Source organism: Christiangramia sp. 3-2217-3z, assembly GCF_051195275.1.
Classification (GTDB): Bacteria; Bacteroidota; Bacteroidia; order Flavobacteriales; family Flavobacteriaceae; genus Christiangramia; species Christiangramia marina.
Genome location: NZ_JBNJLI010000001.1, coordinates 74,274 through 97,674, shown reverse-complemented (window position 1 = coordinate 97,674; position 23,401 = coordinate 74,274). Strand labels below are relative to the sequence as shown.

36 protein-coding genes are annotated in these 23,401 nt (G+C 38.8%); all 36 read right to left on the bottom strand.

The annotated features are described in order from the left end of the window. Positions 1 to 9 precede the first annotated feature (9 nt). Positions 10 to 1,293: a citrate synthase gene (locus tag ACSHZO_RS00480; protein ID WP_295182158.1), complete on the bottom strand. Its 1,284-nt coding sequence runs from the start codon at positions 1,291 to 1,293 to the stop codon at positions 10 to 12. Positions 1,294 to 1,526: 233 nt separating this feature from the next. Beyond that, positions 1,527 to 3,086 (bottom strand): glycogen synthase, encoded by a 1,560-nt coding sequence (locus ACSHZO_RS00475; RefSeq protein WP_298248041.1) that lies wholly within the window; start codon positions 3,084 to 3,086, stop codon positions 1,527 to 1,529. A 144-nt stretch (positions 3,087 to 3,230) separates the two neighbouring features. Then, on the bottom strand, positions 3,231 to 4,520 hold the full coding sequence (gene eno / locus ACSHZO_RS00470; RefSeq protein ID WP_298248040.1) for a phosphopyruvate hydratase: 1,290 nt from the start codon (positions 4,518 to 4,520) through the stop codon (positions 3,231 to 3,233). A 194-nt stretch (positions 4,521 to 4,714) separates the two neighbouring features. After that, a complete protein-coding gene (locus ACSHZO_RS00465) occupies positions 4,715 to 5,251 on the bottom strand; it encodes a hypothetical protein (RefSeq protein ID WP_298248039.1) in 537 nt (178 codons plus the stop codon). 103 nt (positions 5,252 to 5,354) lie between these two features. Next, positions 5,355 to 6,470: a glutamine-hydrolyzing carbamoyl-phosphate synthase small subunit gene (gene carA, locus ACSHZO_RS00460; RefSeq protein WP_298248038.1), complete on the bottom strand. Its 1,116-nt coding sequence runs from the start codon at positions 6,468 to 6,470 to the stop codon at positions 5,355 to 5,357. 110 nt (positions 6,471 to 6,580) lie between these two features. Next, on the bottom strand, positions 6,581 to 7,117 hold the full coding sequence (gene rplQ, locus ACSHZO_RS00455; RefSeq protein ID WP_298248037.1) for a 50S ribosomal protein L17: 537 nt from the start codon (positions 7,115 to 7,117) through the stop codon (positions 6,581 to 6,583). A 98-nt stretch (positions 7,118 to 7,215) separates the two neighbouring features. Further along, the gene (locus tag ACSHZO_RS00450) at positions 7,216 to 8,208 is read right to left on the bottom strand and encodes a DNA-directed RNA polymerase subunit alpha (RefSeq protein ID WP_298248036.1); all 993 of its coding nucleotides are present in this window, start codon (positions 8,206 to 8,208) and stop codon (positions 7,216 to 7,218) included. A gap of 25 nt (positions 8,209 to 8,233) precedes the next feature. Continuing rightward, complete coding sequence (gene rpsD / locus ACSHZO_RS00445) at positions 8,234 to 8,839, bottom strand: 30S ribosomal protein S4 (RefSeq protein WP_026915167.1); 606 nt, start codon at positions 8,837 to 8,839, stop codon at positions 8,234 to 8,236. Between the two features lie 83 nt (positions 8,840 to 8,922). Next, positions 8,923 to 9,327, bottom strand: a complete 405-nt coding sequence (gene rpsK, locus ACSHZO_RS00440; RefSeq protein WP_141876848.1) for a 30S ribosomal protein S11 — start codon at positions 9,325 to 9,327, stop codon at positions 8,923 to 8,925. 8 nt (positions 9,328 to 9,335) lie between these two features. Next, a complete protein-coding gene (rpsM, locus tag ACSHZO_RS00435; RefSeq protein ID WP_141876847.1) occupies positions 9,336 to 9,710 on the bottom strand; it encodes a 30S ribosomal protein S13 in 375 nt (124 codons plus the stop codon). A 2-nt stretch (positions 9,711 to 9,712) separates the two neighbouring features. Next, positions 9,713 to 9,829: a type B 50S ribosomal protein L36 gene (gene ykgO, locus ACSHZO_RS00430; RefSeq protein WP_010519235.1), complete on the bottom strand. Its 117-nt coding sequence runs from the start codon at positions 9,827 to 9,829 to the stop codon at positions 9,713 to 9,715. Between the two features lie 115 nt (positions 9,830 to 9,944). Then, positions 9,945 to 10,160 carry a translation initiation factor IF-1 gene (gene infA / locus ACSHZO_RS00425; protein ID WP_011710675.1) on the bottom strand — a complete coding sequence of 72 codons (216 nt, stop codon included), beginning with the start codon at positions 10,158 to 10,160 and terminating at the stop codon, positions 9,945 to 9,947. A 2-nt stretch (positions 10,161 to 10,162) separates the two neighbouring features. Next, on the bottom strand, positions 10,163 to 11,500 hold the full coding sequence (gene secY / locus ACSHZO_RS00420) for a preprotein translocase subunit SecY (RefSeq protein WP_026915164.1): 1,338 nt from the start codon (positions 11,498 to 11,500) through the stop codon (positions 10,163 to 10,165). 11 nt (positions 11,501 to 11,511) lie between these two features. Beyond that, positions 11,512 to 11,964 (bottom strand): 50S ribosomal protein L15, encoded by a 453-nt coding sequence (gene rplO / locus ACSHZO_RS00415; protein WP_298248035.1) that lies wholly within the window; start codon positions 11,962 to 11,964, stop codon positions 11,512 to 11,514. A 9-nt stretch (positions 11,965 to 11,973) separates the two neighbouring features. After that, entirely contained in the window at positions 11,974 to 12,156 is a 183-nt protein-coding gene (gene rpmD / locus ACSHZO_RS00410; RefSeq protein WP_026915162.1) for a 50S ribosomal protein L30, read from the bottom strand. A gap of 14 nt (positions 12,157 to 12,170) precedes the next feature. Beyond that, complete coding sequence (rpsE, locus tag ACSHZO_RS00405) at positions 12,171 to 12,695, bottom strand: 30S ribosomal protein S5 (protein ID WP_011710679.1); 525 nt, start codon at positions 12,693 to 12,695, stop codon at positions 12,171 to 12,173. A 5-nt stretch (positions 12,696 to 12,700) separates the two neighbouring features. Beyond that, positions 12,701 to 13,057 (bottom strand): 50S ribosomal protein L18, encoded by a 357-nt coding sequence (rplR, locus tag ACSHZO_RS00400; protein ID WP_026915161.1) that lies wholly within the window; start codon positions 13,055 to 13,057, stop codon positions 12,701 to 12,703. Positions 13,058 to 13,068: 11 nt separating this feature from the next. Then, positions 13,069 to 13,611: a 50S ribosomal protein L6 gene (gene rplF, locus ACSHZO_RS00395; protein ID WP_298248034.1), complete on the bottom strand. Its 543-nt coding sequence runs from the start codon at positions 13,609 to 13,611 to the stop codon at positions 13,069 to 13,071. A 19-nt stretch (positions 13,612 to 13,630) separates the two neighbouring features. After that, positions 13,631 to 14,029, bottom strand: coding sequence for a 30S ribosomal protein S8 (gene rpsH, locus ACSHZO_RS00390; RefSeq protein ID WP_141876843.1), 399 nt, complete (start codon positions 14,027 to 14,029; stop codon positions 13,631 to 13,633). Positions 14,030 to 14,085: 56 nt separating this feature from the next. Beyond that, on the bottom strand, positions 14,086 to 14,355 hold the full coding sequence (gene rpsN, locus ACSHZO_RS00385) for a 30S ribosomal protein S14 (protein ID WP_011710683.1): 270 nt from the start codon (positions 14,353 to 14,355) through the stop codon (positions 14,086 to 14,088). 2 nt (positions 14,356 to 14,357) lie between these two features. Further along, positions 14,358 to 14,909 (bottom strand): 50S ribosomal protein L5, encoded by a 552-nt coding sequence (rplE, locus tag ACSHZO_RS00380; RefSeq protein ID WP_298248033.1) that lies wholly within the window; start codon positions 14,907 to 14,909, stop codon positions 14,358 to 14,360. A gap of 2 nt (positions 14,910 to 14,911) precedes the next feature. Continuing rightward, positions 14,912 to 15,223 (bottom strand): 50S ribosomal protein L24, encoded by a 312-nt coding sequence (gene rplX / locus ACSHZO_RS00375; RefSeq protein WP_298248032.1) that lies wholly within the window; start codon positions 15,221 to 15,223, stop codon positions 14,912 to 14,914. Positions 15,224 to 15,235: 12 nt separating this feature from the next. Then, on the bottom strand, positions 15,236 to 15,604 hold the full coding sequence (rplN, locus tag ACSHZO_RS00370; protein WP_141876840.1) for a 50S ribosomal protein L14: 369 nt from the start codon (positions 15,602 to 15,604) through the stop codon (positions 15,236 to 15,238). A 3-nt stretch (positions 15,605 to 15,607) separates the two neighbouring features. After that, positions 15,608 to 15,865 carry a 30S ribosomal protein S17 gene (rpsQ, locus tag ACSHZO_RS00365; protein ID WP_026915154.1) on the bottom strand — a complete coding sequence of 86 codons (258 nt, stop codon included), beginning with the start codon at positions 15,863 to 15,865 and terminating at the stop codon, positions 15,608 to 15,610. Positions 15,866 to 15,883: 18 nt separating this feature from the next. After that, the gene (gene rpmC / locus ACSHZO_RS00360; protein ID WP_026915153.1) at positions 15,884 to 16,075 is read right to left on the bottom strand and encodes a 50S ribosomal protein L29; all 192 of its coding nucleotides are present in this window, start codon (positions 16,073 to 16,075) and stop codon (positions 15,884 to 15,886) included. Between the two features lie 10 nt (positions 16,076 to 16,085). Continuing rightward, a complete protein-coding gene (rplP, locus tag ACSHZO_RS00355) occupies positions 16,086 to 16,505 on the bottom strand; it encodes a 50S ribosomal protein L16 (RefSeq protein WP_026915152.1) in 420 nt (139 codons plus the stop codon). A 20-nt stretch (positions 16,506 to 16,525) separates the two neighbouring features. Then, the gene (gene rpsC / locus ACSHZO_RS00350; protein WP_026915151.1) at positions 16,526 to 17,245 is read right to left on the bottom strand and encodes a 30S ribosomal protein S3; all 720 of its coding nucleotides are present in this window, start codon (positions 17,243 to 17,245) and stop codon (positions 16,526 to 16,528) included. An 8-nt stretch (positions 17,246 to 17,253) separates the two neighbouring features. Next, the gene (rplV, locus tag ACSHZO_RS00345; RefSeq protein ID WP_141876838.1) at positions 17,254 to 17,661 is read right to left on the bottom strand and encodes a 50S ribosomal protein L22; all 408 of its coding nucleotides are present in this window, start codon (positions 17,659 to 17,661) and stop codon (positions 17,254 to 17,256) included. 8 nt (positions 17,662 to 17,669) lie between these two features. Beyond that, on the bottom strand, positions 17,670 to 17,948 hold the full coding sequence (gene rpsS / locus ACSHZO_RS00340) for a 30S ribosomal protein S19 (protein ID WP_011710692.1): 279 nt from the start codon (positions 17,946 to 17,948) through the stop codon (positions 17,670 to 17,672). Positions 17,949 to 17,951: 3 nt separating this feature from the next. Next, a complete protein-coding gene (gene rplB / locus ACSHZO_RS00335) occupies positions 17,952 to 18,788 on the bottom strand; it encodes a 50S ribosomal protein L2 (protein ID WP_026915150.1) in 837 nt (278 codons plus the stop codon). Between the two features lie 9 nt (positions 18,789 to 18,797). Then, complete coding sequence (gene rplW, locus ACSHZO_RS00330; protein ID WP_298248031.1) at positions 18,798 to 19,088, bottom strand: 50S ribosomal protein L23; 291 nt, start codon at positions 19,086 to 19,088, stop codon at positions 18,798 to 18,800. A gap of 9 nt (positions 19,089 to 19,097) precedes the next feature. After that, entirely contained in the window at positions 19,098 to 19,724 is a 627-nt protein-coding gene (gene rplD, locus ACSHZO_RS00325) for a 50S ribosomal protein L4 (RefSeq protein WP_298248030.1), read from the bottom strand. Continuing rightward, positions 19,724 to 20,335 (bottom strand): 50S ribosomal protein L3, encoded by a 612-nt coding sequence (rplC, locus tag ACSHZO_RS00320; protein ID WP_298248029.1) that lies wholly within the window; start codon positions 20,333 to 20,335, stop codon positions 19,724 to 19,726. The genes rplD and rplC overlap by 1 nt, the downstream gene beginning before the upstream one ends. A 146-nt stretch (positions 20,336 to 20,481) precedes the next feature. Next, a complete protein-coding gene (rpsJ, locus tag ACSHZO_RS00315) occupies positions 20,482 to 20,787 on the bottom strand; it encodes a 30S ribosomal protein S10 (protein ID WP_010519396.1) in 306 nt (101 codons plus the stop codon). Positions 20,788 to 20,797: 10 nt separating this feature from the next. After that, positions 20,798 to 22,909 (bottom strand): elongation factor G, encoded by a 2,112-nt coding sequence (gene fusA, locus ACSHZO_RS00310; protein WP_298248028.1) that lies wholly within the window; start codon positions 22,907 to 22,909, stop codon positions 20,798 to 20,800. 6 nt (positions 22,910 to 22,915) lie between these two features. Further along, positions 22,916 to 23,392, bottom strand: a complete 477-nt coding sequence (gene rpsG, locus ACSHZO_RS00305) for a 30S ribosomal protein S7 (protein WP_108172297.1) — start codon at positions 23,390 to 23,392, stop codon at positions 22,916 to 22,918. Positions 23,393 to 23,401: the final 9 nt, after the last annotated feature.

The window sequence follows — 23,401 nt, the reverse complement described above, 5'->3', positions numbered from 1 at the left end:
GTCAGAAATTTATCTGCTTCCAAGTGGTTTAAAATCTCTAAGATTTTCTCCAATATAGATCTGGCGAGGTCTTCCAATTGGCTCTTTTCTAAGTCTCATTTCTCTCCATTGTGCGATCCATCCTGGAAGTCTACCTAAAGCAAACATTACGGTGAACATTTCCACTGGGATTCCCAATGCTCTGTAAATAATTCCTGAATAGAAATCTACGTTTGGATATAATTTTCTCTCTACGAAGTAATCGTCCTCAAGAGCTTCTTTCTCCAGTCCTTTTGCGATATCCAGGACAGGATCCTGCACACCTAATTGCCCTAATACTTCATCTGCAGATTTCTTAATGATCTTAGCTCGTGGATCGAAGTTCTTGTAGACTCTGTGTCCAAATCCCATCAAACGGAATGGATCTTCCTTATCTTTAGCCTTTTGCATAAACTTATGCGTATCACCACCATCTTCCTTGATCTTTTCAAGCATTTCGATCACAGCCTGATTAGCTCCACCGTGTAATGGACCCCATAAAGCTGAAATACCTGCTGAAATAGATGCGAAAAGACCAGCATGTGATGAACCTACCATTCTTACCGTAGAAGTAGAACAGTTCTGCTCATGATCTGCATGAAGAATTAATAGTTTATCTAGAGCTTCAATCACCGCTTTATCTGCACTGTACGATTTATTTGGCTTCTCGAACATCATCTTATGCAGATTCTCTACATAACCCAGATCTTCATCTCCATAATTTAGCGGAAGACTGTTTTTCTTTCTCAATGTCCATGCAGCAAGAACCGGGAATTTCCCAAGAATTTTTACAATTGCTTTGTACATATCTTCTTCTGAAGAAACATCTACAGAAGATGGATTGAATGCGATAAGAGCACTGGTTAATGATGAAAGAACACCCATAGGATGAGCAGATTTAGGAAAACCGTCAAGGATCTTCTTCATTTCTTCATCAACATGAGACTGCTCTTTAATATCCTTGGTGAATTTATCAAGTTGTGACTTGTCTGGAAGCTCGCCAAAAATCAAAAGGTAAGCTACTTCAAGAAAATCAGCTTTTTCAGCAAGATCTTCAATTGCGTAACCTCTATATCTAAGCACTCCTTTCTCACCATCCAGGAAGGTGATCGCACTTTCACAGCTACCAGTGTTCTTAAATCCTGGGTCCAATGTGATAAGTCCGGCTTCTCCACGAAGCGTCTTGATATCTATACCAATTTCATCTTCAGTTCCCACAGTAACGGGAAATTCATATTTCTTTCCGTCAAATTCGAAAGTTGCTGTTTTAGACATATTATATATTGTTCTTTAGATTAATTTTTAAGGATTGCTAATTTACGAATTTTAGTGTTAAAATTATTTTAAGCCGACTAACGAAATTTCAGAAATACCCCTATTTTCTTCCGTTTTCGTGAATTTTAACTAAGTCGGATGATTAAGTCTGGCCTGATTTAATAATTCCAGAAATAATAGGGAAAAAATATGCCGGCAAGTATCAAGTTATTAGATTAGAAAGTAGGAGAAAATCAGTCTACCGAATCCACTTTAGCTTTATACAAAAACTCGTAATATGCATCTACAGATTTATCCCAGGTGAAGCGCTGTTTTTTAGCATTCTGTTTAATTTTCTTCCATTCTTTTTTATTCTGAAAGAAAAGGTCAACCGCATAAGAGAACTGCTTTAAAAAGTCAGCCGTCTTTTCCGCGGTAGTTTCACCATCAAAACTAAATCCGGTTTCACCATGAATAACCGTGTCTTTTAAACCTCCGGTATTATGAACCAAACAGGGTTGACCATTTCTCATGGCCAGCATCTGACTAATTCCACAAGGCTCGAACTGACTTGGCATCAGATAAAGATCAGATTCCTGATAAAGCATATCAATAACACTTTCAGACTGGGCGTTGATGAAGATCAAATTCTTGTATTGATAGCTAGCTTCTCTAAATATTGTTTCGTATTCCGGCGCACCTGTACCTAACAAAAGATATATGCCATTTACTTCTTCAAGTTTTTTCATTAAAGCTGGTAAAAGGTCTGGATTCTCCCTGAAGAAAAAGAACTTCTGCTCCGTTAAACGTGCTACGCTGCTACAGATAAAATCCGGCTGCTTTTGCTGCCAGCGTGTAAGTTTTTCACCTGTATGCGCTAAGTAATGTGATTTATAATCCTTGTTCTCTTCCTGTAACCATCGAAAAAGTCGACGGATGCATTGTCTAAATAGTATTCCTTTTTCTACGGAATTTATATCAGTATAATTCGCACCATTGAGAATTCCAAAAAGTCGGTTTTCCTGATTTGCCTTTTTAAGGTCATCTTCCAGACCTTCTCCACCAATAAAGTGAGGTGGATCACTCGGTTTCTGTATATCCTCCATATAAGATGGTGAAACTGTATGAACAGCATCAGCCAGCCTGATTCCAACAGCCATAAGGTTTATACAATCTGGATATCTTCTATCCATCAAAACTTCATGATCATACGGGACATTTGGAAAAAATGCATCTACCGAAGAATAATTATTACTGAAAGGTCTTATCCCCTGTATTGCCAGATTGTGAATCGAATACACAAAACGAATGCTTTGCAGAAGTTTATACTCAGGATCGAATTCTCGCAAAAATAATAACATGCTGGTGTGCCAGTCGTGTAAATGAACAAGATTGATCTCTCCAAAGACACCATCTTTTATGGTAGCTGCAACTGCAGAACAAAAGAGAGAAAATATGTTAGCATCTGTGAAAAATGGCTGGTCAGCATCATTAAAATAAATATGCGCAATATCACCCGCTTTTATATCATGATGATGTATTACAAAATGCCTGATACCTTCTATTTCCTTTTTCCCCTGAACTTCATAAAGCTCTCCGGTATGAGGCACCCCTCTAAAAGTAAATTTAATTTCAGAAATACGATTGCTATCCTGAAGATGGATCCTGGAGTAAGATGGAGTAATCACAATTGCTTCGTCGCCTCTCGCAGCGATCTGCCTTGGAACATCCCTTACTACATCGCCCATTCCCCCAGCTTTACAACGTGGAATTCCATCATTTTCCGCAGCGACAAATAAGAATTTAGATTTCAATAGTATGGTTGGTTATTTAATTGAAAATAAGGATTCTATTGAATACCGAAGTATTCTTTTAATTAAATGATTGTTAATATACTATTTACTTCACAAAAAAAGCCCCTTCAAACTGAAGAGGCTTTAGAAATATATATGTTTCGCTTACTTTATCTTAAAAGCTTTATCCTGTGGATAATATGCAACCTCTCCTAATTCTTCTTCGATTCTAAGTAGTTGATTGTATTTAGCCATTCTATCACTTCTTGATGCAGACCCTGTTTTGATCTGTCCCGTATTCAGCGCAACTGCAAGATCTGAAATTGTATTATCTTCTGTTTCTCCAGAACGGTGTGACATTACTGATGTATACCCAGCATTGTGAGCCATGTTTACAGCAGCGATAGTTTCAGTTAAAGTACCAATCTGGTTTACTTTGATAAGTATCGAGTTGGCGATATTTTCTTTAATTCCTCTTCCAAGACGTTCTACATTTGTCACAAAAAGGTCATCTCCAACTAACTGAACTTTATCTCCGATCTTGTCGGTAACGGCTTTCCAACCTTCCCAGTCATTTTCGTCCATACCATCTTCAATAGAAATAATTGGGTATTTAGAAGCTAATTCTGCCAGGTATTCTGCCTGCTCTTCACTAGTTCTAATTTTACCTTTATCACCTTCAAATTTGGTATAATCATACTTACCATTCACAAAAAATTCAGCAGCAGCACAATCCAGTGCGATCATTACTTCCTTACCTGGTTCGTATCCAGCCTGCTTAATAGCTTTTAGTATGGTATCCAAAGCATCTTCGGTTCCGTCAAGAGTCGGTGCAAAACCACCTTCATCACCTACTGCGGTACTCAACCCACGATCATGAAGTACCTTCTTCAAATTATGGAAGATCTCTGTACCTGTCTTTAAAGCATGAGAAAAACTTTCAGCCATTACCGGCATGATCATAAATTCCTGAAATGCGATAGGAGCATCACTATGTGAACCTCCGTTAATAATATTCATCATAGGTACAGGTAGCGTGTTAGCACTAACTCCACCAATGTATCTATACAAAGGCATGTTAAGTTCATTCGCAGCTGCTTTAGCAACAGCAAGAGAAACACCTAGAATTGCATTCGCACCTAACTTTGATTTGTTTGGAGTACCATCAAGGTCTCTCATCGTTTGATCGATAAGATTTTGTTCAAATACAGAAAAACCCAGAAGCTTTTGAGCTATCTCCCCATTTACATTCTCGATCGCTTTAGATACTCCTTTACCCATAAAATCATCTCCTCCATCACGAAGTTCAACAGCCTCATGCTCTCCGGTGGATGCCCCAGATGGAACTGCAGCTCTACCCATTATCCCATTTTCTGTATAAACATCTACTTCTACGGTTGGATTTCCTCTAGAATCAAAAATTTGACGTGCATGTATATCTAAAATTGCGCTCATGTTCTGTATTTTAATTTTTATTTGAATTACAGGCAAGATACGAATACAAGGATTAAATTCCGACTGAGAGAGCTAGTTTTAAAGCATTTATAACAGGAAATCTACTAAAACGTTTTCGAAGTTGCACCAGTCAGGAAAGCAAAAATCCCGGTATGATGCCAGGATTAGGATTGAATTGTGAGGTATTTGAAACATTAGCTCTTATCTTTTCCCAGCTTAAATCCTAGTTGAATATCGATAAGAGGAGAAACATAACCATCACCATTATCGTTAAAACCATATCCAATCCCCAAATTTAGGTTTAGTTTGAAATTGCCATTATATACTCGTTGTAAGCCCCAGGCTGGACCTACAAATCCTGATAGATCATTTCGCAAATCCATATCGCCAAAAAGTGGCTCACCACTTGATAACAGCAGTACTCCGGCTACATAATTCCCGCTATTCTCAGATACTTTTTTTCCTTTATCGATTCTTTTATCAAAATTATAGTACCAGCGGTATTGCGCTCTTAAATTGGGATAAACGCCAAATTCACTTTCATCTGTGAAGTCTGAATAATGATAGCCGAAACCCAAACCGAGGTTAGCGTCAAGACTGGTATTTTCACCTAAAGCAAGTTCATATTCTGCTGAAGGCATTAAAATATTTAAGGAGAACTGATTTTCTGTGGATTGTGAATTAGCTGAAATTCCTGATAGGAATAGGAAAATAACGATGATGTTTTTCATGATGTAGATTTGCAATCAAATCTAGACCATTAAAGTTAGCAAACAAATTAATTTTACCTGTAAGAGTAACAAAAAAAACCGGAGTTTGAACTCCGGCTTTTTACTATGCTGACTGCCTTTTCTTGATTCGATCTATGAATTCATCAAAAAGATAACTAGCGTCATGTGGTCCTGGACCAGCTTCCGGGTGATATTGCACAGAAAACACATTCTTTGATTTCATAGCTAACCCACCTAGCGTTTGATCGTTTAGGCATACATGGGTTACTTCTACATCGGCGTGAGCTTCAGTTTGAGCTTTATCGACAGAGAAGCCATGATTTTGAGAAGTGATCTCGCCTTTGCCCGTAATCAGGTTCTTTACCGGGTGATTGATTCCGCGGTGACCATGGTGCATTTTATAAGTCTCAATACCATTAGCAAGTGCAATGATCTGGTGACCAAGGCAAATTCCGAATAAAGGATGATCGTTTTCTATGATCTGTTTCGTTACGCTTATTGCGTTTTCAAGTGGCTGAGGATCTCCGGGACCATTGGACAGGAAATAACCGTCCGGGTTCCATGACTTCATATCTTCGTAACTGGCATCAAAAGGAAAAACTTTAATGTAAGCTCCACGTTGAGCAAGGTGACGTAGAATGTTGGTTTTAATGCCAACGTCCAAAGCTGCAATTTTTAAATCTGAATTTTCATCTCCATAATAGTAAGCTTCTTTTGTGGAAACTTTTGATGCAAGTTCAAGACCGTTCATATCAGGAACCTTTTTAAGCTTATTCTGAAGAGATTCAATATTCTTAACATCTGTAGATATAATGGCGTTCATGGCGCCATTCTCTCGAATATACGTAACAAGCGCACGGGTATCTACATCAGATATTGCAAAGATCTTATTGGTATCTAAAAATTCATGCAGTGTTTGATCAGCTGAAGGTCTGGTTTGAACGTAGCTGAAGTTTTTACAAATTAAACCTGCAATTTTAGCTCCGTTGGATTCATTCTCATCCTTGCTCGTACCATAATTCCCTATATGAGCATTAGTGGTCACCATGAGCTGCCCATAATAAGAAGGATCTGTAAAGATCTCCTGGTACCCGGTCATACCTGTATTGAAGCAAACTTCACCTGAAGCCTCACCTTCAGCATTACCTACTGCTTTTCCATAGAAGATCGTTCCATCTTCCAGTAAAATGATCGCTTTTCTTTTAGCCTGATATTTCATAGTTATGTTGTTGTGGCAATAAAATTAAACAATTATCGTATGGATATAAAAAAAGGATAAACTCTGAAAGCTTATCCTTTTTAAAAATTAGAAGTTGAAAAGATTCATTTCTATTCGTCTTTTTTATCTTCTTTATTATCAGTCTTAGGCTCTTCAGCTTTAGACTCTTCTTTTCTAGTTTCAGCCTTCGCTTCTTCAGGTTGAGCTGTAGTTTCTTCAGCCTTCTTCTTACCTGCTCTCCGAGTAGACTTCTTCTTTTTAGGTTTATCTCCGCTTACATTGTAAGTCTCATTGAAATCAACCAATTCCACAAGTGCCATTTCAGCAGCATCTCCAAGACGACTACCAAGTTTAATAACTCTTGTATATCCACCCGGACGATCACCTACTTTAGGAGCAACTTCACGAAAAAGTTCGCTAACTGCTTCTTTACTTCTCAACTTACTAAAAACGATACGTCTGTTGTGAGTAGTATCATCTTTAGACTTAGTTACTAGAGGCTCAACAAAAACTTTTAAAGCTTTGGCTTTTGCAACTGTAGTGTTGATGCGCTTGTGTTCAATTAGGGAACATGCCATATTCGCAAGCATAGCTTTACGATGAGCTGTTTTTCTACCTAAATGATTTGTTTTTTTTCCGTGTCTCATGACTTTTTATCTTTTGCCATCTTGCTTCTACCCTTTATGGGGAGCAAAATATGACAGATTTTAATTATAAAAGAAAGGCGAGAGATCTCGCCTTTATATTAGTCTTTATCGAGTTTATATTTTGAAAGATCCATTCCAAAGTTTAAACCTTTGTTACTTACAAGTTCTTCCAATTCAGTTAGAGATTTCTTTCCGAAATTTCTAAACTTCATAAGGTCATTCTTATTGTAAGAAACAAGATCTCCTAAAGTATCAACTTCAGCAGCTTTCAGACAGTTCAATGCTCTAACAGACAGGTCAAGGTCGACAAGTTTAGTTTTGAGCAGTTGTCTCATATGAAGACTTTCTTCATCATAAGTTTCAGTCTGTGCGATCTCGTCAGCCTCTAAAGTGATTCTCTCATCAGAGAACAACATAAAGTGGTGTATAAGAGTTTTTGCAGCTTCAGTTAAAGCATCTTTAGGGTGGATAGAACCATCACTAATGATTTCGAATACCAGCTTCTCATAGTCAGTCTTCTGCTCCACACGGTAATTCTCGATACTATATTTTACATTCTTTATAGGAGTGTAAATAGAATCTACGAATATGGTACCTAGTGGTGCATTGGCCTTCTTGTTTTCTTCTGCCGGAACGTAACCTCTACCTTTTTCAATAGTAACTTCCATGTTCAGGCTTACTTTCTTATCCATATGACAGATCACCTGATCTGGATTTAGGATTTGAAAACCTGAGATAAATTTCTGGAAGTGACCGGCAGTTAATTGCTCTTCTCCGGAAACAGAAATTGTTACTGATTCGTTATCGATCTCATCGATCTGTCTTTTGAATCTAACTTGTTTTAAGTTCAAAATGATCTCAGTTACATCTTCCACTACACCTGCGATGGTAGAGAATTCATGATCTACACCTTCTATTCTTACTGAAGTGATCGCGAAACCTTCCAAAGAAGATAAAAGCACTCGTCTTAAAGCGTTACCAACAGTCAATCCATATCCAGGTTCCAAAGGGCGAAATTCAAATTTCCCTTCGAAATCTGTAGAATCAATCATTATAACTTTATCGGGCTTCTGAAAATTTAGTATTGCCATATTTCGACTTCTGTATGATGAATTATTATTTCGAATATAATTCGACTATAAATTGCTCGTTGATGTTTTCAGGAATTTGAACTCTTCCCGGAACAGATACGAAAGTACCTTCTTTCTTTTCAGAATTCCATGAAAGCCATTCGTAAACATTACTGCTATTAGATAATGACTCCTGAATCACACCAAGTGATTTAGATTTTTCTCTTACCCCAACAACATCACCAGCCTTTAGGTGGTAAGAAGGAATATTTACAAGTTCTCCGTTTACAGTAATATGACGGTGACCTACTAACTGGCGCGCAGCTCTTCTTGAAGGCGCTACACCCATACGGTACACTACATTATCTAAACGAGACTCACAAAGTTGAAGAAGAACCTCACCAGTAATACCCTGTGCTCTGGTTGCTTTTTCAAACATATTACGGAATTGACGCTCAAGTATACCGTACGTATACTTAGCTTTTTGCTTTTCCATCAACTGGATTGCATATTCCGATTTCTTTCCTCTACGACGGTTATTACCGTGCTGTCCTGGAGGATAATTTCTTTTTTCGAAAGATTTGTCGTCACCAAAAATAGCTTCTCCGAATTTACGGGCTATTTTAGTCTTTGGACCAGTATATCTTGCCATTACTATAGATATTTTAGAAAGGGATTATGAATTAAGGCATTAGTCCTTCGATAATCTAAATCCTCTCTTATGAATAAAATTTATTAAACTCTACGTCTCTTTGGTGGACGACAACCATTGTGTGGAAGTGGCGTAATATCGATAATTTCAGTAACCTCGATACCACTATTGTGTACTGCTCTAATAGCAGACTCTCTACCATTTCCAGGACCTTTAACATAAACCTTTACTTTACGCATTCCAGCTTCATGTGCTACTTTCGAAGCATCTTCAGCAGCTAACTGCGCAGCGTAAGGAGTATTTTTCTTAGATCCTCTAAAGCCCATTTTACCTGCAGACGACCACGATACAACATCACCCTTCTTATTGGTAAGGGAAATAATGATATTGTTGAAAGAAGCAGTAACGTGAGCTTCACCGTTGGATTCAACGATTACTTTACGTTTCTTCTGAGTCTTACCGGCCTTTTGATTTGTCTTCTTTGCCATACTAATTACTATTTAGTTGCTTTTTTCTTGTTAGCAACTGTTTTTCTTCTACCTTTTCTGGTTCTCGAGTTATTCTTAGTACGCTGTCCTCTTAAAGGTAAACCAGCTCTGTGACGAATTCCTCTGTAACATCCAATGTCCATAAGACGTTTGATGCTCATCTGAACTTCAGTACGCAACTCACCTTCGATTGTAAACTGACCAACGGCTTCACGAATTTTACCGATTTCATCATCGTCCCATTCAGAAACTTTCTTACTCTCGTCTACTTTAGCTTGTGCAAGTATCTCTTGAGCCCTGCTTCTACCAATTCCGAAGATATAGGTCAACGCTATAACTCCTCGCTTTTGTTTAGGTATATCTACCCCTGCAATTCTTGCCATAATTAGCCTTGTCTTTGTTTAAATCTAGGATTCTTTTTGTTAATAACGTAAAGGCGCCCTTTTCTGCGAACAATCTTGCAGTCGGCACTTCTCTTTTTTATTGATGCTCTAACTTTCATCTTATCTCTTTTTAATTCACTTACAAGGAATTATCCTTTTTGTGAAATTTTAGCCGTCATAAATTTTTCAGAGTGCAAAAGTATAAAAAATTTATAAAAGGCTGAAAATTACTTTTTAGTATCTGTAAGTTATTCGAGCCTTAGTTAAATCGTAAGGACTCATTTCCAGTTTCACCTTATCTCCAGGAAGTAATTTAATGTAATGCATACGCATCTTTCCAGAGATATGTGCAGTCACTACGTGACCATTTTCTAATTCCACTCGAAACATTGCATTAGACAATGCTTCGATAATGGTTCCGTCTTGTTCAATCGCTGCCTGCTTTGCCATAATTAAGCTACTGCTTTTCTGTTTTTACCTGTTTTCATTAATCCGTCATAGTGTCTATTCAGTAGATAAGAATTTACCTGCTGCATAGTATCTATTGCAACTCCAACCATAATCAGAAGTGAAGTACCTCCAAAGAACAACGCCCAACTTTGCTGTACACCCAACAAAGAGAAAACTATTGCAGGGAACACCGCAATAAGAGCCAGGAAAATAGATCCAGGAAGCGTAATTTGAGACATGATCCTATCTAAGTACTCAGCAGTTTCAGTTCCTGGACGAATCCCTGGAATAAAACCACCACTTCTTTTAAGATCATCTGCCATTTTATTGGTTGGCACCGTGATCGCTGTATAGAAATATGTAAAAACAATAATCAATAGAGCGAATACAAGGTTATACCAGAAACCAAATATGTTCTGGAATGCTGCTGTTACACCCTGAGCAGTATCTGAGTCTGATAGACCCGCAAGAGCTACAGGAATGAACATGATCGCCTGAGCGAAAATGATTGGCATTACACCCGATGCATTTAATTTCAAAGGTATATACTGTCTAGAACCAAAAACGTTCTTTTCATATCCACCAGAAGCAGATCTTCTTGCATACTGTACAGGTATTTGACGTACTGCCATTACCAGCATTACAGATGCCATGATGATAGCAAACCAGATCACAAGTTCGATAAGGATCATTACCATACCACCGTTGGATTCAAATACTCTGGAAGCAAATTCCTGAATGAATGCCTGTGGAAGAGTAGCAATAATACCCACCATAATTAACAATGAAATACCATTACCAATCCCTTTATCTGTGATCTTCTCACCTAACCACATTGCAAAAATTGTCCCTGTAGTAAGAATTATTACTGAAGAGATCACAAAAGTTAAGTTATCTCCAAGCAAAAATGCCTCTCCAGGAAGGGTGGCAAACAGATTATAAATATAACCAGGCCCCTGTACCAATGTAATAGCGATGGTTAACCATCGGGTGATTTGATTGATCTTTTTACGTCCACTTTCACCTTCTTTCTGAAGCTTTTGCAAGTAAGGAATAGCAATCCCCATTAATTGCACCACAATAGAAGCAGAGATGTAAGGCATAATACCTAAAGCAAATACTGAAGCATTTGAGAACGCTCCACCCGTAAATGCGTTAAGTAGACCTAATAGTCCACTATCTGTCTGGTTAGCCAGGCTTGAAAGCTGAGCGGCATCAATTCCGGGAAGCACTACCTGCGCCCCGAAACGATATACCAAAAGCAAACCGAGGGTTACTAAAATTCTGTTTTTTAGTTCCTCGATTTTCCAAATATTTTGAATCGTATTGATGAATTTCATTTGATTATCTATTATAAAGTAACAACTTCACCTCCGGCAGCTTCGATAGCTTCTTTCGCTGAGGCCGTATATTTATGAACAGATATTTTCAACTTTGCCTTTAATTCACCTCTACCTAATATCTTAACAAGCTCGTTTCTTCCGGCAAGACCGTTTTCTGCAAGCACGTCCATATCAACTGTATCCTTAATTCTTCCTTCATCAACAAGAGATTGAAGAGTATCCAGGTTAATTCCCTGGTAAACCTTACGATTTCTGTTTGTGAATCCAAACTTAGGTACACGTCTTTGAAGTGGCATCTGACCTCCTTCAAATCCTATCTTTTTAGAATAACCAGAACGAGACTTGGCTCCTTTGTGACCTCTGGTAGAGGTTCCACCTTTACCAGATCCTTCACCACGACCAATACGCTTGCTATTCTTTCTAACTGAACCTTCTGCAGGTTTTAAGTTACTTAAATCCATGAGAGATTATTATTTTGTTTCTTCGACAGAAACTAAGTGTTTAACTTTATTTACCATACCAAGGATGTTTGGCGTATCGTCATGTTCAACCGTCTGCCCGATCTTCTTAAGTCCTAGAGACTCAAGAACAAGCTTTTGATTTTTCGTGCGATTAATAGCACTTTTCCTTTTAGTGACTTTTATCTTTCCCATCTTATTCCTTGATTTTAACCTTTAAATACTTTTTCCAAAGAAACACCTCTCTGCTTTGCAACAGTTTCAGCACTTCTTAATTGAAGTAAAGCATCGAAGGTAGCTTTAACTACGTTGTGTGGGTTCGAAGATCCCTGATTCTTAGAAAGTACATCATGCACACCTACAGACTCAAGTACCGCACGAATCGCTCCACCAGCAATGATACCGGTACCAGCAGCAGCAGGAAGAAGCATTACTCTTGCTCCACCATACTTACCTTTTTGTTCGTGAGGTAGTGTTCCTTTATGTAAAGGGATGCGTACCAGATTTTTCTTAGCGTCTTCTACAGCCTTAGAGATAGCATCTGCCACTTCCTTGGATTTTCCAAGTCCCTGACCAACTACACCATTTTCATCTCCTACTACTACAATAGCTGAGAATCCAAAGGCTCTACCACCTTTTGTAACTTTAGTAACACGTTGTACTCCAACCAAACGATCCTTCAATTCAAGACCTCCTGGTTTTACATGTTCTACGTTTTTATAATCTTGATACATATTTTCTAGAATTTAAGTCCTCCTTCGCGAGCACCTTCTGCTAATGATTTAACTCTACCGTGATATAGATATCCACCTCTATCGAAGGAGATTGTATCGATACCAGCACTTTTCGCTTTCTCAGCTATGGCTTTACCAACCATTTGAGCCTGCTCTTTTCTATCTGCAGATGCAGATACGATATCCTTATCTCTTGAAGATGCTGAAGCTAAAGTTTTACCTTCAACGTCATCGATAATCTGAGCATAAATTTCTTTATTGCTTCTGAATACAGATAATCTAGGACGGCTTGTTGTTCCAACGATATCCTTACGGATACGTTTTCTAATTTTGTTTCTTCTATCTTGTTTTGACACTGCCATAACTATCTTTATTATGCGGATTTACCTGCTTTTCTTCTCAATTGCTCACCAACAAACTTGATACCTTTTCCTTTATAAGGTTCAGGTTTTCTCATCGATCGGATCTTCGCAGCTACCTGTCCAACAAGTTGCTTATCATGTGAAGTAAGTTTAACGACAGGGTTCTTACCTTTTTCTGAGATCGTCTCCACTTTAACTTCGGGAGCCAAATCTAGTATAATATTATGAGAATAACCAACAGCCAAATCAAGCTTGTTACCCTGGTTGCTAGCTCTATAACCAACACCTACAAGTTCAAGTGATTTAGTGAATCCATTAGATACACCTTCAATCATATTATTAACCAAAGCACGATAAAGACCGTGTTTTGCTTTCTGATCACTTTTATCAGAAGTACGCTCAAAAGTAATTACATTATCTTCGATTTTAACATCGATATCCTGTACCTGCTGCTTAAGCTCTCCTAACTTTCCTTTTACCGTTACAAGACCATCTTTGTGCTCTACTGTCACACCTTCTGGAATTGTAATTGGATTTTTACCTATTCTTGACATTTCTTTAGTCTTTTAAGTATTAGTAAACGTAGCACAGTACTTCACCGCCAACTTTGTCGGCTTTAGCCTGTTTTCCAGTCATTACTCCGTGAGAAGTTGAAACAATCGCGATACCAAGACCATTCAGGATTCTTGGAATCTCTGTTGATCCGGCATACTTACGTAAACCAGGTTTACTTATTCGTTGAATCTTCTTAATTACTGGCTCTTTAGTAATCTTATCATACTTAAGAGCGATCTTGATCACTCCCTGAGCGGTAGTGTCTTCGAATTTGTAACTTAGAATATATCCCTGATCGAATAATATCTTAGTGATCTCTTTTTTAACATTGGAAGCAGGAATTTCCACAACTCTGTGGTTTGCAGCATTTGCATTCCTGATTCTTGTTAAGTAATCTGCAATAGGATCTGTATTCATTTAAATTTATTTGCGGATGTGGTTTTCTTTATTGAACCTTCATCCAGTTTATAATATTACCAGCTTGCCTTTTTAACACCTGGTATAAGACCTTGGTTAGCCATCTCTCTGAACATTACTCGAGAAAGACCAAATTGTCTCATATACCCTTTTGGTCTTCCAGTTAGTTTACATCTGTTATGCAAACGAACCGGAGAAGAATTCTTTGGTAGTTTCTGTAAACCTTCGTAATCACCTGCTTCTTTGAGAGCAGCACGTTTCTCAGCATACTTCTTTACCAATTTCTGTCTTTTCACCTCACGGGCTTTCATTGATTCTTTAGCCATAATTAGTTCTTTTTAAAAGGTAATCCTAGTTCGGTTAACAATGCTTTTGCTTCCTTATCGGTTTCCGCGGAAGTAACAAAAGTGATATCCATTCCAGCGATTCTATTCACAGCATCGATATCGATCTCAGGAAAGATGATTTGCTCAGTGATTCCAAGGTTGTAATTTCCTCTACCATCAAATCCATTAGATTTGATACCATTAAAATCACGAACACGTGGCAATGCACTTGTAATCAATCTATCCAGGAACTCATACATTCTATATCCACGTAAAGTAACTTTAGCGCCAATTGGCATTCCTTTACGTAATTTGAATGATGCGACATCCTTCTTAGAGATCGTAGCAACAGCCTTCTGTCCACTAATTGCAGAAAGTTCGTCGATTGCATGGTCGATAAGTTTCTTATCTGCCACTGCTCCACCAACTCCACGGCTGATTACTATCTTCTCCAGTTTTGGCACCTCCATAATATTGGAGTAACTGAATTCATCCTTAAGAGCATTCTTAACTCTCTCGTTATATTCTTGTCTAAGTCTTGGTACGTATGCCATAACTATATTACTTCATTAGATTTTTTAGAGAATCTCACTTTCTTTCCATCTTCTTCTCTATAACCAACTCTCGTTGAATCACCATTCTTGTCGATTAGTGATAAATTAGATATATGAATTGGAGCTTCTTTCTCCTTAATTCCACCTTGTGGATTAGAAGCACTAGGCTTCTCATGCTTAGAGATCATATTAACCCCTTCCACAATAGCTTTATTCTTCTCGATAAGTACCTTCTGCACTTTCCCTTCCTGACCTTTATGGTCACCAGCGATTACACGTACGGTATCTCCTGATTTTATTTTAAGCTTTGTCATTTTCTTAATGTATTAAAGCACTTCAGGTGCCAATGATACAATTTTCATGAATTGCTTATCACGAAGTTCACGTGCTACAGGACCAAATACACGAGTACCGCGCATTTCACCCTGAGGACCTAAAAGTACACATGCATTATCATCGAAACGGATATAAGATCCATCCGGTCTGCGTACTTCCTTCTTGGTACGAACAACAACTGCTGTTGAAACTGCACCCTTCTTGATATTTCCGTTAGGTGTAGATTCTTTTACACTGACAACTATCTTGTCTCCAACAGATGCGTATCTTTTCTTTGTACCTCCTAACACACGGATAGTAAGGACTTCCTTAGCTCCGGTATTATCTGCTACTTTTAGTCTGGACTCTTGTTGTACCATGATTTACTTCGCTCTTTCAATTATTTCTACTAATCTCCAAGTCTTGGATTTACTTAAAGGTCTTGTTTCCATGATCTTTACAGTATCACCTTCGTTGCAGTCGTTATTTTCGTCGTGTGCTACGTACTTTTTCGTTTTCAAAACGAATTTTCCATACATAGGGTGTTTAACTTTTTTCACTTCAGCAACCACTATGGATTTCTGCATTTTGTTACTTGTAACAACCCCTACACGCTCTTTTCTTAAGTTTCTTTTTTCCATCTTTCAGCAGAATAACAATTATTGTTGTTCTCTTTTAGTTAACTCTGTAGCTAATCTCGCCACTTTTCTCCTTTCAGTTCTCAACTGTATCGGATTCTCCAAAGGCGAAACAGCGTGAGCCATTTTTAAATCTGAATAAGCTTTTCGAGACTTACCAAGCTCTTCTTGCAATTCTGCAACAGACAATTCTTTTACTTCTGATTGTTTCATAATTCCAATATTATTCTTGATAATCTCTAGCTACAACAAATTTTGTTCTTACCGGAAGTTTTTGTGCTGCAAGACGTAAAGCCTCTTTAGCAGTCGCCATTGGCACTCCACCAATTTCAAACATTATTCTTCCTGGTTTTACCACTGCTGCCCAATATTCCACGGCACCTTTACCTTTACCCATACGTACTTCAAGAGGTTTCTTTGTAATAGGCTTATCCGGGAAAATTTTGATCCAGATAGAACCTTCTCTTTTCATATATCGGGTAGCGGCGATACGTGCTGCTTCTATTTGACGTGCAGTAACAAAGCTGGAATCCATTGATTTGATTCCGAAGGTCCCGTTTGAAAGCCTGTGCCCTCTTTGAGCAAGCCCTTTCATACGGCCTTTTTGTTGCTTACGGTATTTTGTTCTTTTAGGTTGTAACATTTTTTCTTTCCTTTAAAAAATTACTTTCTACGACGTGATTTGTTTCCACCTCGTCCGGCACCGGATTTCTTTCCTTGGTTTTTTGCAAGACCAACTAGAGGCGAAAGCTCTCTTTTTCCGTATACCTCACCTTTCATGATCCATACTTTGATTCCCAATCTACCATAAGTAGTATGAGCTTCGATTAAAGCATAATCAATATCAGCCCTAAAAGTAGACAAAGGTATTCTTCCATCCTTGTATGATTCTGAACGTGCCATTTCAGCACCATTTAAACGTCCGGAAATTTCAATCTTGATCCCTTCAGCATTCATTCTCATTGCAGCCGCAATGGCCATTTTGATTGCACGACGGTAAGAGATTCTATTCTCAATTTGTCTTGCAACACTTGAAGCAACTAAATGCGCATCAAGTTCTGGCCTTTTGATTTCAAAGATGTTAATTTGAACCTCCTTGTCGGTAATCTTTTTAAGCTCTTCCTTAAGCTTGTCTACCTCCTGTCCACCTTTCCCGATAATGATACCAGGTCTGGCGGTAGTGATAGTAACGGTTACAAGCTTAAGCGTGCGCTCGATGATTACACGCGAAACACTAGCTTTAGAAAGACGAGCATGGATGTACTTTCTAATCTTATCGTCTTCGGCAAGTTTGTCGCCGTAGTCATTACCTCCGTACCAGTTGGACTCCCAACCTCTAATGATACCAAGGCGATTCCCGATTGGATTTGTTTTCTGTCCCATACTATCTCTTAGCTTTGTGTATTATTGTTTGCTCCAAGCACTAATGTAACGTGATTGGATCTCTTTCTAATTCGGTGTGCACGACCCTGTGGAGCAGGACGAAGTCTTTTCAACATACTTCCTCCGTCTACACGAATCTCTTTCACAAATAGCTCAGCTTCTTCAAGGTTAGCTTCCTCATTTTTAGCTTGCCAGTTGGCAATAGCTGAAACTAAAAGTTTCTCTAAACGATTGGATGCTTCTTTTTTACTGAACTTTAGAATATGAAGCGCTTTTTCTACTTTCTCTCCTCTAACCAAATCCGCCATAAGGCGCATCTTTCTAGGCGAAGTAGGGCAGTTATTTAACTTTGCAAAAGCTACCTGTTTCTTGGCTTCTTTTATTTGCTCTGCTCTTTCTCTTTTACGAACTCCCATAGCTTCAATTATTTTCTACCTTTATTTTTTGCACCTGCATGCCCTCTGAAAGAACGTGTTGGTGAAAATTCTCCTAGTTTATGACCCACCATATTTTCAGTTACATAAACAGGAACGAATTGTTTCCCATTATGCACTGCTATAGTTTGTCCTACAAAATCTGGAGTAATCATAGAAGCTCTAGACCAGGTTTTGATCACGGCCTTCTTTCCTGACTCAACATTCTGAGCCACTTTTTGTTCCAGTTTGTAATGAACGAAAGGTCCTTTTTTTAATGAACGTGCCATATCTTATTTCTTTCTAGTCTTTCTACGTTCTACAATATATTTATTACTCGCTTTAGTTCTTGAGCGGGTCTTGAATCCTTTAGCAGGAAGACCTTTTCTAGAACGTGGGTGACCACCTGAAGCTCTACCTTCACCACCACCCATTGGGTGATCGACAGGGTTCATCGCAACCGGTCTCGTTCTTGGACGTATACCTAACCATCTGCTTCTACCGGCTTTACCACCAACCATTAATTGGTGATCACTGTTAGAAACAGCTCCGATTGTAGCTATACAAAGTGAAAGAACACGTCTAATTTCCCCTGAAGGCAATTTGATCGTCGCATACTTACCTTCTCTCGCTAACAACTGAGCGAAAGCACCAGCACTACGCGCCATCACAGCTCCCTGACCTGGTCTTAACTCGATACAGGAAATTACCGTACCTAGCGGAATGTTTGCCAATGGCATCGCATTCCCGATCTCAGGAGAAGCAGCCTCATTGGAAGAAACTACATTCTGTCCAACCTGAAGCCCGTTCTGAGCAATAATATACCTTTTCTCTCCATCCTGATAATTCAACAATGCGATAAAGGCCGTTCTGTTTGGATCGTATTCGATAGAAGCAACTGTAGCAGGTATTCCCTGCTTATCACGCTTAAAATCGATTACACGATACCTTCTTTTGTGACCACCACCTTTGTAGCGCATGGTCATTTTTCCCTGACTGTTTCTACCACCTGATTTTTTTATCGGCGCCAATAGGCTTTTCTCCGGCTTATCAGTAGTAATGGCGTCATACCCATTTACTACTCTAAAACGCTGACCAGGTGTAATTGGTTTTAATTTTCTAACTGACATTGTTTAATCTTAAAGATTACTGTATAAATCAATTGTTTCACCTTCCGCCACCTGTACTACTGCTTTCTTATAAGCATTAGTTTTACCAGTGATCATACCAGACTTAGTATATTTAGTCTTGCGATCCGGGCGGACATTCATAGTTCGAACTTTTGTAACAGACACGCCATAAGCAGATTCGATCGAATCTTTGATCTGAATCTTATTCGCCTTGTTACTTACCACAAAAGTGAAACGATTATTCATCTCGCTATCTGCGGTAGCTTTTTCTGTAATAACAGGTTTTATTAAGATGCTCATAACGGTATATTAACTTAATTTCGACTCAATTCCTTCTAAAGATCCTTCTAAAAAGACAATATTCTTAGCATTAAGAATTTTATAAGTGCTTAATTCTGAGCTACTTATCACTTCAGAAGACTTTAAATTGCGCGACGACAAATATACATTTTTATTTGAGTCACCCAACACAATTAGAGATTTTTTACTTTCAAGACCCAGAGCCTTAAGAACTTCCGTGAAGTTTTTAGTCTTTGGAGCATCGAATGTAAAATCCTCAACTACCATAATGGCTTTATCATTTGCTTTGATAGAAAGCGCAGATTTTCTTGCAAGACGCTTTAGATTTTTATTTAATTTAAAACCGTAATTTCTTGGTCTTGGTCCAAAAACACGTCCACCACCTTTAAAGATAGGAGACTTGATACTACCTGCTCTCGCAGTACCAGTACCTTTTTGTTTTTTGATTTTACGAGTAGAACCCGCAATCTCAGCTCTTTCTTTAGCTTTATGAGTTCCCTGGCGTTGATTAGCCAAGTATTGTTTAACATCTAGATAAACAGCATGGTCATTAGGCTCTATAGCGAAAACGGCATCAGAAAGCTTTGCTTTCCTACCTGTTTCTTTTCCTTTAATATCTAAAACTGCTATTTCCATTACTTACTAATGATTACGTATGAGTTTTTAGATCCTGGCACACATCCTTTAACTACTAAAAGATTCTTGTCTGCAACTACCTTTAAAACTCTCAGGTTTTCAACTTTAACTCTCTCGCCACCCATTCTACCGGCCATCTTCATTCCTTTGAAAACTCTCGCAGGATAAGATGCTGCACCAATAGAACCAGGAGCTCTTAATCTGTTGTGCTGACCGTGTGTGGCCTGTCCAACTCCTCCAAATCCGTGTCTCTTAACAACACCCTGGAAACCTTTACCTTTAGATGTACCTGCGATATCCACAAATTCACCTTCTTTGAAATGTTCCACGGTAACAGAGTCACCTAATTTGTAATCTTCATTATAACCCTGGAATTCAACGACTTTACGTTTTGCAACGGTTCCTGCTTTTTTAGCATGCCCTTCAGCAGCTTTTCCAACAGTCTTTTTGTCATCGAAACCAAGTTGAAGTGCTTCATACCCGTCAACCTCTTTGGTTCTGACTTGGGTAACCACGCATGGCCCAGCTTGAATCACGGTACATGGGATGTTTTTCCCATTCTCGTCGAAAATGCTAGTCATGCCGATCTTTTTTCCTATTAACCCAGACATATTTAATTAATTATTAATTGTTTACTTATTTAAAAAACTAAGGGCTGAAAAACACATTCAGCCCTGAATTGTATTTTTCACCGTTTTTCCTTCGCGAAACGCTTAGGACATGTTAACCGCGCACCGTGGTGCGCGGAACTGTTTTATCACACTTTTATCTCTACCTCTACTCCACTAGGAAGTTCCAACTTCATCAACGCATCAATCGTTTTTGAAGAAGAGCTATAGATATCAAGTAATCTCTTGTAAGAGCTTAACTCGAACTGTTCTCTGGATTTCTTGTTCACGTGAGGCGAACGAAGAACAGTAAAGATTTTTTTGTTTGTTGGTAACGGAATTGGTCCGGTAACAACAGCTCCCGTAGTCTTTACGGTTTTCACGATTTTCTCTGCAGACTTGTCTACCAGATTATGATCGTAAGATTTTAGTTTTATTCTGATTTTTTGACTCATTTCCTTAAGATTATTCGTTTGCTGCTCCTCTTGCTGCTTTGATTACTTCTTCAGAAATATTTGAAGGAGTTTCAGCATAGTGAGAGAATTCCATAGTTGAAGTTGCTCTACCTGATGAAAGTGTTCTTAATGTGGTTACATAACCGAACATTTCAGAAAGTGGCACTTCAGCCTTGATTACCTTCGCTCCAGATCTGTCTGACATGTTATTTACCTGACCTCTTCTTCTGTTAAGGTCACCAACGATATCACCCATATTTTCTTCTGGAGTCACAACTTCTACTTTCATGATTGGCTCAAGAATTACAGCTCCTGCAGATTTAGCAGCAGATTTATATCCCATTTTAGCAGCCAATTCGAAGGAAAGTTGATCTGAATCCACGGGGTGGAAAGAACCATCCTTAAGTTCAACTTTCAATGAATCCATTGTAAATCCTGCAAGTGGTCCAGCTTTCATTGCTTCTTTGAATCCTTTCTCTACTGAAGGAACAAATTCTTTCGGAATACGTCCACCTTTAATAGAGTCGATGAATTGAAGACCATCACCTTCGAAATCTTCATCTACAGGTCCCATAGTGAAAACAATGTCTGCAAATTTACCACGACCACCAGATTGTTTCTTGTAAACTTCTCTCTGGTCTGCATCTCTACGAACAGCTTCCTTATATTCTACCTGAGGCTCACCAACGTTCACCTCTACCTTAAACTCGCGCTTCATACGATCGATAATGATCTCAAGGTGAAGCTCACCCATACCAGAGATAATTGTCTGACCTGAGTTCTCATCAGTTTTTACAGTAAATGTTGGATCTTCTTCAGCTAATTTAGCCAATGCCATTCCCATTTTCTCAACGTCGGCCTTAGTTTTAGGCTCCACCGCGATACCAATTACCGGCGCAGGAAAAGACATAGACTCAAGAACGATAGGGTGATCCATATCTGTAAGCGTATCACCTGTCTTAATATCCTTGAATCCTACAGCAGCTCCAATATCTCCAGCTTCGATACTATCGATAGGCTCTTGTTTGTTAGAGTGCATCTGGTAAATTCTGGAAATACGTTCTTTCTTACCAGAACGTACATTTAATACGTAAGAACCAGCGTCAAGAGTACCTGAATAAGCACGGAAGAAGGCTAGACGACCTACGAAAGGATCGGTAGCGATTTTAAACGCAAGCGCAGAAAATGGTGAATCCACATTTGGCTTACGACTTTCCTCTTTACCTGTATCAGGGTTTGTACCTTCGATTGCTTCTACATCTACTGGAGAAGGAAGGTAGCGCATCACAGCATCAAGCATTGCCTGAACACCTTTATTTTTAAATGCAGAACCACACATCATTGGAATGATGCTCATATCTATAGTAGCAGCTCTTAATGCAGCGATGATTTCATCTTCAGTAATAGAAGACTCATCTTCGAAGAATTTCTCCATCAAAGCTTCATCATATTCTGCAACCGCTTCTACTAATTCTGCACGGTATTTATTTACATCTGCTTCTAATTCAGCAGGAATATCGATAGTTTCATAGGTCATCCCATGATCTTCGTCATTCCATATAATTGCTTTCTTAGAAATAAGATCTACCACACCTTTAAAGTCGATTTCATCACCGATTGGAACCTGAAGAGGCACCGGGTTACCACCAAGCATTTCTCTTACCTGACGACATACGTTGAAAAAATCTGCTCCCTGACGGTCCATTTTGTTAACGAACCCTAGACGTGGAACTCTATATTTATCTGCCTGTCTCCATACAGTTTCAGACTGAGGCTCTACCCCGTCTACTGCAGAAAACAATGCAACCACTCCATCAAGTACACGTAATGAACGCTCCACCTCTACGGTAAAGTCAACGTGACCCGGAGTATCAATAATATTTACAGTAAATTCCTGATCGCGGTACATCCACTTACAGTGTGTAGCAGCAGAGGTAATCGTAATACCACGCTCCTGCTCCTGCTCCATCCAGTCCATAGTAGCAGCGCCATCATGAACTTCACCAATCTTGTGACTTATACCTGTATAATAAAGGATACGCTCTGTTGTTGTAGTTTTACCTGCATCAATATGAGCCGCAATTCCAATATTTCTAGTAAATTTTAAATCTCTTTGTGCCATGTTGTTTTAGAATCTAAAGTGAGAGAATGCTTTGTTAGCTTCAGCCATCTTATGAGTATCCACTCTTTTCTTAACAGCAGCTCCTTCTTCTTTCGCAGCAGCAAGAACTTCAGCAGCCAATTTAGCCGCCATAGACTTCTCGTTTCTCTTACGCGCAAAACTAATTAACCACTTCATAGCAGTAGAAACCTTACGGTCTGGACGAATTTGCATTGGAATCTGAAATGTTGCACCACCCACACGTCTACTTCTCACCTCAACGTGAGGCATAACGTTAGAAAGAGCATCTTTCCAAATTTCCAAACCAGATTTTTCTTCGTCTTGTTTTTTCTCCTCTACAATTGCAATAGCATCATAGAAAATCTTAAAGGCTACCGACTTCTTACCATCCCACATCATCATGTTCACGAAACGTGTAACTAGCTGATCGTTAAATTTTGGATCTGGTAAAAGCGGTCTCTTTTTCGCCTGTCTTTTTCTCATTTCTTTACA